Annotated in this window: 12 protein-coding genes; 5 read left to right on the top strand and 7 right to left on the bottom strand. The window is 69.6% G+C overall.

Going from position 1 to position 10,096, the window contains the following annotated elements:
• Positions 1–240: 240 nt before the first annotated feature.
• From rplL to DI573_RS11805, 3 genes are all read right to left on the bottom strand, one after another.
• Positions 241–627 (bottom strand): 50S ribosomal protein L7/L12, encoded by a 387-nt coding sequence (rplL, locus tag DI573_RS11815; protein ID WP_292814434.1) that lies wholly within the window; start codon positions 625–627, stop codon positions 241–243.
• A 39-nt stretch (positions 628–666) separates the two neighbouring features.
• Positions 667–1,182 (bottom strand): 50S ribosomal protein L10, encoded by a 516-nt coding sequence (gene rplJ / locus DI573_RS11810; RefSeq protein WP_292814431.1) that lies wholly within the window; start codon positions 1,180–1,182, stop codon positions 667–669.
• Positions 1,183–1,540: 358 nt separating this feature from the next.
• On the bottom strand, positions 1,541–2,524 hold the full coding sequence (locus DI573_RS11805) for a hypothetical protein (protein WP_292814428.1): 984 nt from the start codon (positions 2,522–2,524) through the stop codon (positions 1,541–1,543).
• Between the two features lie 219 nt (positions 2,525–2,743).
• Here DI573_RS11805 and DI573_RS11800 point away from each other — a divergent pair, with 219 nt between their 5' ends.
• From DI573_RS11800 to DI573_RS11785, 4 genes are all read left to right on the top strand, one after another.
• The gene (locus DI573_RS11800; protein ID WP_292814425.1) at positions 2,744–3,412 is read left to right on the top strand and encodes a YqaJ viral recombinase family protein; all 669 of its coding nucleotides are present in this window, start codon (positions 2,744–2,746) and stop codon (positions 3,410–3,412) included.
• A 192-nt stretch (positions 3,413–3,604) separates the two neighbouring features.
• Complete coding sequence (locus tag DI573_RS11795) at positions 3,605–5,221, top strand: MDR family MFS transporter (RefSeq protein ID WP_363331363.1); 1,617 nt, start codon at positions 3,605–3,607, stop codon at positions 5,219–5,221.
• Between the two features lie 9 nt (positions 5,222–5,230).
• Positions 5,231–5,698 (top strand): MarR family transcriptional regulator, encoded by a 468-nt coding sequence (locus DI573_RS11790; protein WP_292814420.1) that lies wholly within the window; start codon positions 5,231–5,233, stop codon positions 5,696–5,698.
• Between the two features lie 106 nt (positions 5,699–5,804).
• Positions 5,805–6,827: an NADP-dependent oxidoreductase gene (locus tag DI573_RS11785; protein ID WP_292814417.1), complete on the top strand. Its 1,023-nt coding sequence runs from the start codon at positions 5,805–5,807 to the stop codon at positions 6,825–6,827.
• On the opposite strand, the gene DI573_RS11780 is transcribed toward DI573_RS11785, so the two are convergent.
• Positions 6,814–7,701, bottom strand: coding sequence for a LysR family transcriptional regulator ArgP (locus DI573_RS11780; RefSeq protein WP_292814414.1), 888 nt, complete (start codon positions 7,699–7,701; stop codon positions 6,814–6,816). The genes DI573_RS11785 and DI573_RS11780 overlap by 14 nt on opposite strands.
• Before the next feature lie 69 nt (positions 7,702–7,770).
• Between DI573_RS11780 and DI573_RS11775 the strand changes: the two genes are divergently transcribed.
• Positions 7,771–8,382: a LysE/ArgO family amino acid transporter gene (locus tag DI573_RS11775; protein WP_292814412.1), complete on the top strand. Its 612-nt coding sequence runs from the start codon at positions 7,771–7,773 to the stop codon at positions 8,380–8,382.
• Positions 8,383–8,448: 66 nt separating this feature from the next.
• Here the strand turns inward: DI573_RS11775 and rplA are convergent, their stop codons facing one another.
• From rplA to DI573_RS11760, 3 genes are all read right to left on the bottom strand, one after another.
• Positions 8,449–9,138: a 50S ribosomal protein L1 gene (gene rplA / locus DI573_RS11770; RefSeq protein ID WP_292814409.1), complete on the bottom strand. Its 690-nt coding sequence runs from the start codon at positions 9,136–9,138 to the stop codon at positions 8,449–8,451.
• Positions 9,139–9,152: 14 nt separating this feature from the next.
• On the bottom strand, positions 9,153–9,584 hold the full coding sequence (gene rplK / locus DI573_RS11765) for a 50S ribosomal protein L11 (protein WP_292814406.1): 432 nt from the start codon (positions 9,582–9,584) through the stop codon (positions 9,153–9,155).
• A gap of 97 nt (positions 9,585–9,681) precedes the next feature.
• The coding region (locus DI573_RS11760) for a transcription termination/antitermination NusG family protein (RefSeq protein ID WP_292814403.1) at positions 9,682–10,096 on the bottom strand (415 nt) is incomplete at its 5' end.

Below are 10,096 nucleotides of genomic sequence, written 5' to 3'. Positions count from 1 at the left end.
GGGTGCCTCGCCGCGCGGCTGCTGCTGCGTCGCCTCGACGACCCCGACGCCGAGCGCGAGCACATCCGCGAGGCGTCGCGTCTTGTCGTGCGCAGCTCGACGGCGGCGGCGGATGCTGCGCAGTCGGCCATCACCGCCGGCGTCGGTCGCCGGCGGGATTGACGCGCGCAGGACTGCGTACACGGGAAAGGCCCCGGACACCGCATGCGCGGTGCCGGGGCCTCTCTGCGTGGAGCGTGATTACTTGAGGGTAACCGTCGCGCCGGCCTCTTCGAGAGCGGCCTTGGCCTTCTCGGCGGCGTCCTTGTTCGCGCCCTCGAGCACGGCCTTGGGGGCACCGTCGACGACGGCCTTGGCCTCGCCGAGGCCGAGCGAGGTGAGCTCGCGGACGACCTTGATGACCTGGATCTTCTTGTCACCGGCGGCCTCGAGGACGACGTCGAAGGAGTCCTTCTCCTCGACCTCTTCGGCGGGGGCGCCACCGGCGGGGGCACCCGCGGCGACGGCCACGGGGGCCGCGGCGGTGACGTCGAAGGTCTCCTCGAACGCCTTGACGAACTCGCTGAGCTCGATGAGCGTGAGCTCCTTGAACGCGTCGAGCAGCTCCTCAGTGCTGAGCTTTGCCATGATTTTCTCCTTGATCGGGGTTGTTCAACCGGGGCCTTGTCAGGCCGCGGACTCCTGCTTCTCACGCAGCGCGTCGACCGTGCGGACGGCCTTCGACAGCGGCGCGTTGAACAGATAAGCCGCCTTGGTCAGCGAGGCCTTCATCGCACCGGCGAGCTTCGCCAGCAGGACTTCACGGCTCTCGAGATCAGCGAGCTTGCCTACCTCTGCGGCGGTCAGGGGGGAACCGTCGAAGTACCCTCCCTTGATCACGAGCAGAGGGTTAGCCTTGGCGAAGGCACGCAGACCCTTCGCGACGGCGACGGGGTCGCCGTGCACGAAAGCGATGGCCGAGGGACCCTTGAGGTCATCGTCCAGGCCCGTGACCCCCGCGTTGGACGCGGCGATCTTGGTCAGCGTGTTCTTCACCACGGCGTATTCCGCGTCCTGACGAATGCTGTTGCGCAGCTCCTTGAGCTGGGCAACCGTCAGACCGCGGTACTCGGTCAGCAGAACGGCGGTCGAGTCCTCGAAATTCTTCGTGAGCTCGGCGACCGATGCATCCTTCTGCGCCATGGCCACTCCTTGTGTGTACGAGGCGGCCCGCGGTGGCGGGGCGCCGGCCTCAGACACCGGACCCCGCACATGAAAAAAGCTCCGGCGCAGGGCACGGAGCGGGAGTTCTTCCGAAGAAGTTCGTTCGTACACCTGCGCGGGCCCCTGCTGTGCAGAGCTTCGATCGCTGTGCGCTTGCGCGCGCATCGATGACCGGCGGTCTTTGGCTTCGTACACCATACCCCGGCCCCGGTTCATCCACAAAATCCCCTCCCCTGCCCGCGAGCGCACGACGTGTCGCCCAACGCACGACCTGCCCGCGCGTGAAACGTCGTGCACTCGGCGACAAGCCGTGCGCTCGGCGGGGATCGCGGCGCAGTCAGGAGGGAGGGGTCACGCCGAGGGAGCGCAGGTGATGCCCGAGGCGGGCAGAAGTTCGCGCCTGCGCATCGCCCCAGCGCAGCATCCGCCGGTTGGTCGTGCCGCGGATCCAATCCTCGCGACACTTCTCGTCGAGGAGCACGTCCTCGAGCGATCGCCCCGAACGCAGGGCCTCATCGCGATACTTCGTCTCGCCATCGCACTCGCCGAATGCGTCGATCTCGTCGAGCCCGAGATCGAGGTAGTACCAGCGCCCGTTGGGCGCCGCGACCGGCACCTGGACTCGAAGGACGCGGAACCCCAGCCGGTGCAGCTGCAGCCGACTCACCGATTCCAACGGCAGCTGCGCGCGCGCCTGCGCGAATCCCGTCACGAATCGCGCAGACCGGATGCCGCGTGCGCCGCCGGCATCCGCGATCCGCTCCGTCATCAGTCGCCGCCAGCGTGCGAGCGCATCCTCGTTCCATTCCCGCTGCCGCTCGGCGACAGACCGCTCGGCCGCGTCCGCGATCGACACCGCCGCCTCGAGCGGCAGCGACCGCGCCGTATCGAACACGGTGCGCGCAAGCGACGTGCACGTGATCCCTCGGACAACGGTGACATCCTCGGGCGGCAGCGGGCAGACATGACGGAAAACATCGGGGCCGCTCGCGATGCGCCGCGGCGCATCCGTCGTGAGGTGCACACGAGCCGGGTTTCGCCGGTAGAGAGGCAGCCCGTGCACGACGGCGGCGGACTCGTGCGAGATCACGCCCGACCCGTGGCCGTCGCGCACGACGGCGAGGACGTGCAGGAGATGCCGCGATTCCGGCCACAGGTTCGTCCAGACCGCCGACTCGACGTACCACCCGCGACGAACCACGGTCAGCTCCCGCGAGCGGACCCGGGCGGCAATGGCGCGCTCGCTCATCCCGAGCGCCCGCAGGGCGGCGAAAGAGACGAGGATCTGCGAAAGTTCGTCGACGGTGGCGTGGCGCGGCATCCCGCAACGATGCAGCACACCGAAGCTCAATACCCGTCTGCGCGGCCTTCGCGACACCCGCTCCTCGCTCGCGCCCGCCTGTGGAGGAGCCGCCCCCCATCGCCGAGCGCACGACGTGTCGCCCAACGCACGACCTGCCCGCGCGTGACACGTCGTGCACTCGGCGACAAGCCGTGCGCTCGGCGGGGATCGCGCGGAGGGCGGGTTAGGGTCGAGGGCGTGACCCCCGAACTCGCCGCACGCATCGTGGCCGACAGCCGCGATCGGGTGGCCTGGGTGCGTGCGCGCTCGCGCGGGATCACGGCCACGGATGTCGCGGCCCTCACGAGCGTGAACGCGATCCGCAAGGCTGCGGATCAGAAGCTGATGGGCTCGCGCTTCTCGGGCAACGCCTACACCGATCACGGCCGCCGCCGCGAGCCCGAGATCGCGGCTTGGGTCGCCGCGACGCACGGCATCCGCCCCTCTTCGGCTCTGTTCCACGCCGTCGTCGAGAAGCGCCATCTCGCCACCCCCGACGGCATCGGACTCACTCCCGACGGCACCGTGATCCTCGCCGAGATCAAGACGACCAACAAGGCATGGCGCTCGATCCCCCGCTCCTACCTGCGGCAGGTGTGGTGGCAGCAGCACGTGCTCGGCGCCGAACGCACCCTGGTCGCGTGGGAGCAGCATGACGATTTCGTCCCCGTGGGCGACGAGCCCCGCTGCGCATGGGTCGATCGCGACGATGCCGAGATCGACCGACTCGTGACTCTGGCCTCCGCGCTGATCGACGAGCTGTACCGGCGTACGACGGGCAAGCCCCTCGTGCGCGATGACGAGCGGATGCTGTCCTCCACTCCCGCGTGCCCACAGCCGTATCGCGCGCTCGCCCTCGCCGACTGACCCGCGGCGCCGGGCGACAGCATCCCACCCGGCTCCGACGAAGTAGTTGACGTGCGTCAACCATGCGCATATAGTTGACATAGATCAACTTTGCGGCAGCGTGGCCGCGCCCGCCCGCCCCACGAAAGGCCCCGCATGGCCACCCGCCCCGCCGCCGCACCGGAAGACACCCGCACACTCACCCCCGCGCCGATGTCGCGTCGCGCCGTCCTCGAGGCGCTCTCAGGACTGCTGCTCGGAATGTTCGTCTCGATGCTCGCCGCCACCGTCGTCTCCACGTCGCTGCCGGTCATCGTGCACGATCTCGGCGGCGACCAGGCCGCCTTCACATGGGTGGTCACTGCGACCCTGTTGACCACCGCGATCTCGACACCCATCTGGGGCAAGCTCGCCGACCTGTTCGATCGCAAGCTGCTGATCCAGATCGCGCTCGTGCTGTTCGTGCTCGCCACCGCGGCCGCCGGCTTCTCGCAGGACACCGGCACACTCATCGCCTTCCGCGCCGTCCAGGGCCTCGGAGCCGGTGGCCTCGCCGCACTCAGCCAGGTCATCATGGCCGACATCATCAGCCCCCGCGAACGCGGTCGGTACATGGGACTGTTCGGTGCCGTGATGGCCCTCGCCACGGTCGGCGGTCCGCTCCTGGGCGGTGTCATCACCGACGGCATCGGATGGCGCTGGAACTTCTTCGTCGCGATCCCCTTCGCGATCGCCGCGCTCGTGATCCTGCAGCGCACGCTGCACATCACCCGCACGAGGCGGGAGCGCGTGCGCATCGACTACCTCGGCATCGTCCTGCTGGCGACATCCGTCTCGCTTCTGCTGGTGTGGATCACGAACGCCGGCGACACCTACGCCTGGTGGAGCCTCGAGACCGCCCTGATGGCGGGCGGCGCGCTCCTCGCGGCGGTGCTGTTCATCGTCGTCGAGCTGCGGTCGCGTGAGCCGCTCATCCCGCTGTCGATGTTCCGCAGCCGCACCTTCACGCTCGCCGTGATCGCCTCGATCGCCACGGGCGTGGCGATGTTCGGCACGTCGGTGTTCCTCAGCCAGTACATGCAGATGGCCCGGGGCGCGACGCCCACCGAGGCGGGTCTGATGACCCTGCCGATGATCGGCGGGCTGCTGCTGACCTCGATCCTCGTCGGCCAGCTCATCAGCCGGTACGGGCACTGGAAGCCGTACCTCATCGCCGGAGCGCTCTCGCTGATCGCCGGATCCTCCCTGCTGTCGACACTGCACTACGACACCCCGTTCGTCCTGGTGTCGCTCTACATGTTCCTGCTGGGCGCCGGCGTCGGGATGAGCATGCAGAACCTCGTGCTCATCGTGCAGAACACCGCCCGCCCCGAAGAGATGGGCGCCGCGAGCTCGGGGGTGACCTTCTTCCGCAGCCTCGGCGGCACCGTCGGCGTCTCGGCGATGGGAGCGGTCCTCGCGGCGAGCGCGACCGACCTCTTCGCGGTCAACCGTGGCGCTCTCGCCGCCGCGATCGAGACGCTCGGGGAGCAGGGCGCGTCGGTTGCGGCGCAGCTGCAGTCGGGCACGCTTCCCGCGGTCAGCGCGCTGCCCGAGGCCGTGCGGGTGATCGTCGAGGACGTCTACGCCCAGGCGATCGCCGACTCCTTCCTCATCGCCGTGCCGCTCGCGGTGATCAGCCTGATCGCGATCGCCTTCCTGCCCAACAAACCGCTCACGCGGATGACGACGACCGAGCGCATCGCGGCGGGCGAGGCGGATCTGGCGACCGTGTCGACCAGCGAGGGGATGTCGGCGATCCCCGCGACCGGCGCCACGCCGCGCCCGTAGGGTCGGACCATGCCCGAACCCGACGACCTCACCGAGCGGACGGACGCCGTGCGTGCCCTCGAGGCCGAGTTCGGCGCGCTCATCCATCAGCTGCGGCGGGTCATCGCCGAGAATGCGCAGCGGGTGAGCCCCGGGATGCTGCCCGCCGCGTACAAGGTGTTCACGACGATCGTGCGACGCGAGGGCATGAGCCTGTCGGCCCTCGCCGAGTCGCTCGCGGCCGACAAGGGGCAGATCAGTCGCACCGTGCGGGAGCTCGAGCAGCTCGGCCTGATCACGCGCACTCCCGACCCGGAGGACGGGCGCTCGAGCCTGCTCTTCGCCACCGAGCACGGCGTGGAGCGACTCGCTGCGGCGCGCGCACCGCAGGAGCAGTCGCTGCTCTCGGCGCTGGGAGAGTGGTCGGTCGACGACATCCGCTCCCTCACGCGGCTGCTGCACGCGCTCACGGCCGGCGAACGTCCCGACACGGTTTAGCCGCGCGGTAGCACCGGTGTAACACCGGCGAGATATACCGGGGCTTTACTGGGACGCATCAGACACCTGTGCGGTATGCGCAAGGTCGCGCAGAACGGAGCAGTCGATGACCCCTCGTCCCCCGCACCCCGGAACCACTCCCCTGGCCGGCGCGCCGCGCGTGCCCGAGTCCATGCGCGCGATGGTGATCGACGCGCCGGGCGGCCCCGAGGCCTTCCGCTCGGCCGAGGTCGACGTGCCGCAGCCGGTACTCAGCGAAGTGCTCGTGCGCGTGGTCGCCGCGGGCGTCAACCCCATCGATGCCAAGACTCGCGCGGGTCGTGGCGTCTCGCCCGCGATCTCCGCCTACCCCGCCGTGCTGGGGTTCGACTTCAGCGGCGTCGTCGTCAAGGCTCCCTACGAGACGCACCCGCTGCAGCCGGGCACCGCCGTGTTCGGCATGGCGTCGTTCCCGCGCACACAGGGCGCATACGCCGAATACGTCGTGGCGCAGAGTCTCTCGGTCGCGAAGATGCCCGCGGCGCTGTCGCACGTCGAGGCGGCCGGGGTTCCGCTGGCGGCACTCACCGCCTGGGGACTCGTCGTCGAGACCGCGCACGCGCATGAGGGCCAGCGGATCCTCATCCACGCCGGCAGCGGCGGCGTCGGCCACTTCGCCGTGCAGCTCGCGGCCTACTTCGGCGCCCATGTCACGGTGACCGCCTCGGGCCGCAACTCCGCCTGGCTGCGTGAGCTCGGGGCCGCCGTGGTGATCGACTACACCACGACGCGATTCGAAGAGGTCATCGCCGACGTGGATGTCGTGATCGACCTCGTCGGCAACGCCGCCGATTCGACGGGATCGCGCTCGCTTCGGGTGCTGCGACCCGGCGGACTCATCATCAACGTCCCCACCGGCAGCTGGCCGGACTTCGCCGCCGACGCCGCGGCCGCCGGGGCGCGGGCGACGACGTACAAGGTCGTGCCCGACGGCGGCGCGCTGGCCACGATCGGCAGGCTGCTCTCCTCCGGCTCCATCCAGGTCTACATCGAGCGGGTCTTCGACCTCGCCGACGCCGCCGCCGCCCACACGGTCCTCGAAGAGGGGCACACCCGGGGCAAGCTCGTCCTGCGCGTCAGCGACGACTGAGCGCCGTCCCGGCGGCGGCGATCACCTCCGCCGCGACCGCGCCCAGCAGCGGTGAATGCAGATTCCACTGCTGCCAGTACAGGGCGACGGGGATGCCCGGCCCGCCGATGTGCACCAGTTCGCCGTCGGCCAGCGCATCCGCGGATTGCAGCAGCGGCAGCATCCCCCACCCGAGCCCCGCGCGCACGGCGGCGGCGAAGTCGTGCGAGGCGGGCACGAAGTGGCGTGGCGGGGCGCCCGGGTCGGCGCCGACGGCGACCAGCCAACGCGTCTGCAGATCGTCGCGCCGGTCGAAATCCACCAGGGGCGCCGCCTCGAGCTCGTCGGCGGTCGCGCCCCGCCCGAGCCAGCGGGCCACGAAGGAGGGTGTGGCCACGGCCTCGTACACCATCGTCCCGAGCGCAGTCGCGACGCACCCGGCGATCGGATCGGCCTGCGATGTGACGCCCGCGAGGGCCGTGCCGTCGGCCAACAGCGCGGCGGTGAAGTCCTGATCGTCTCGGTGCAGATCGAACACGACGGGATGCTGCCGACTCAGGCGCGCAAGCGGCTCGAGCAGCCACGTGGCGAGTGAATCCGCGTTCACCGCGAGCGAGATGCGCGCCGTTGCGGCGTCGTCGCGCCCGAGTTCGGCGAGCGCATCGTGTTCGAGGAGCGCCATCTGTCGCGCCAGGCGCAGGACCACCCCGCCGGCGGCGGTGGGCCGGACAGGACGACTTCGCACCACGAGCACGCCACCCAGCTGATCCTCGAGGGTGCGCACGCGCTGGCTCACCGCCGAGGGCGTGACGTGCAGCCGGCGTGCGGCGCCCTCGAACGACCCCTCGTCGATCACGGCGAGCAGGGTCGACACGAGATCGAGGGGCAGCTTCATGAAGCCAGGCTAATGCAGCATTCAGAACATCAACTGGTCTGATTCGGCACCCGATCGTACGCTCGAACGGTGCCCTCCTCGCTTCTCGCCGGTCTCGGCCTCGGCCTCTCGCTCATCATCGCGATCGGCGCGCAGAACCTGTTCGTCCTGCGACAGGGCATCCGCCGCGAGAACGTGCTCGGCGTGGCCCTGATCTGCATGATCAGCGACGCCCTGCTGATCATCGCCGGGGTCGCGGGCATCGGCCTGATCCTCGCCCAGGCGCCTTGGGCGGTCGAGGTCGTGAGGTGGGCCGGCGCCGCTTTCCTCGTCGGCTACGGGGCCCTCGCGGCGCGGCGCGCCTGGCGCCCCTCCACCGGCGCCCTGCGGGTCGACTCGGCCGCCGCGGGACCCGGCCGGACTGCGGTGTTCGCGACGACGCTGGCGCTGACGTGGCTGAACCCCCACGTCTACCTCGACACCGTCTTTCTGCTGGGCTCCGTGGCGAACACCCACGGCGACGCCCGATGGTGGTTCGCCGCGGGGGCAGTGGCCGGCAGCATCCTCTGGTTCGGCTCGCTCGCCTTCGGCGCCCGGCTGCTCAGCCGCCCGCTCGCCTCACCGCGTGCGTGGCGACTGCTCGACGCCGTCATCGCCGTCGTCATGATCGCTCTCGGCATCAGCCTCGTCGTACCGCACTGACACCGCCCGCACATGCGAGAAGGGCCCCCGCGCGATGCGGGAGCCCTTCTCGTCTGGCGTATGCGATCAGATCGCGTTGACATCCAGCGGGATGCCGGGGCCGAACGTGGTCGACACGGCACCCTTCTGGATGTAACGACCCTTCGAGCTCGAGGGCTTCAGGCGCACGATCTCGTCGAGAGCGGCCTTGAGGTTCTCATCGAGCTGCTCGGGCGTGAACGAGGCCTTGCCGACGACGAAGTGCACGTTGGCGTGCTTGTCGACGCGGAACTCGATCTTTCCGCCCTTGATCTCCTCGACGGCCTTGGCCGGGTTGGGCGTGACCGTGCCGGTCTTCGGGTTGGGCATGAGGCCACGGGGGCCCAGCACCTTTCCGAGACGACCGACCTGGCCCATCAGCTCGGGCGTGGCCACAGCCGCGTCGAACGACGTGTAGCCGCCCGCGACCTTCTCGATGAGCTCGGCTCCACCGACCTCATCGGCGCCGGCCGCGATGGCGGCCTCAGCGGCGGGGCCCGTGGCGAAGACGATGACGCGGGCCGTCTTGCCCGTGCCGTGGGGCAGGATGACCGTGCCGCGCACCATCTGGTCTGCCTTGCGGGGGTCGACGGCGAGCTTGAGCGCGACCTCGACGGTCGAGTCGAAGGTCGCGGAGCCGGTCTCCTTGGCCAGGGCAACGGCCTCGGTGGGCGTGTAGAACGTGTCAGCCGCGATCTTCGCGGCGGCGGCCTTGTAGGCCTTGGACTTGGTAGCCATGATCCCTATCCCCCTCAGTCCTCGACCGTGATGCCCATGGAACGGGCGGTGCCGGCGATGATCTTCGAGGCGGCCTCGATGTCGTTCGCGTTCAGGTCGGGCTGCTTGGCCTCGGCGATCTCGCGCACCTGCTCCTTGGTGAGCTTGGCCACCTTGGTCGTGTGCGGGGTCGATGAGCCCTTCGCGACGCCGGCCGCCTTCTTGATCAGCTCGGCTGCCGGGGGCGTCTTCAGGATGAACGTGAAGCTGCGGTCCTCGTAGACGGTGATCTCGACGGGGATGACGTTGCCGCGCTGCGCCTCGGTGGCCGCGTTGTATGCCTTGCAGAACTCCATGATGTTGACGCCGTGCTGACCGAGCGCGGGCCCGATCGGCGGCGCCGGGTTGGCGGCTCCGGCCTTGATCTGGAGCTTGATCAGGCCGGTCACCTTCTTCTTGGGTGCCATTCTTGTTTTCCTCTCATCGAACGATTCGGACCCTTCGACAAGCTCAGGGGCCGAATCCTTCTCCCGCGTCCGGTCTCTCCGGGGCGGTGGTCTGTATTTACTGCTTGTTGACCTGGTCGAACGACAGCTCGACCGGGGTCTCGCGCTCGAAGAGCGAGACGAGGACCGTGAGCTTGCCGCTCTCGGGCTTGATCTCGCTGATCGTGCCGGGCAGGCCCGCGAACGAGCCTTCCTTGATCGTGATGGTCTCGCCGACCTCGAAGTCGACCTCGGCGGGGATGACGCGGGCCGCGGCAGCGGCGCCCTTCTTGGCCGCACCGCCCTTGGCGCCGGCGACCTCCTTGACCTCGACGAGGCTCTTCAGCATGTTGAAGGCCTCCTCGAAGCGCAGCGGCGTCGGGTTGTGCGAGTTGCCGACGAAGCCCGTGACGCCCGGCGTGTGCCGCACGACCGACCACGAGTCCTCGTTGAGCTCCATGCGCACGAGCACGTAGCCCGGGATGCGCACGCGG

This window comes from Microbacterium sp. (assembly GCF_003248605.1).
Classification (GTDB): domain Bacteria; phylum Actinomycetota; class Actinomycetes; order Actinomycetales; family Microbacteriaceae; genus Microbacterium.
Note: the sequence above shows the minus strand (reverse complement) of the source record. Positions and strands in the feature narration are given on the sequence as shown.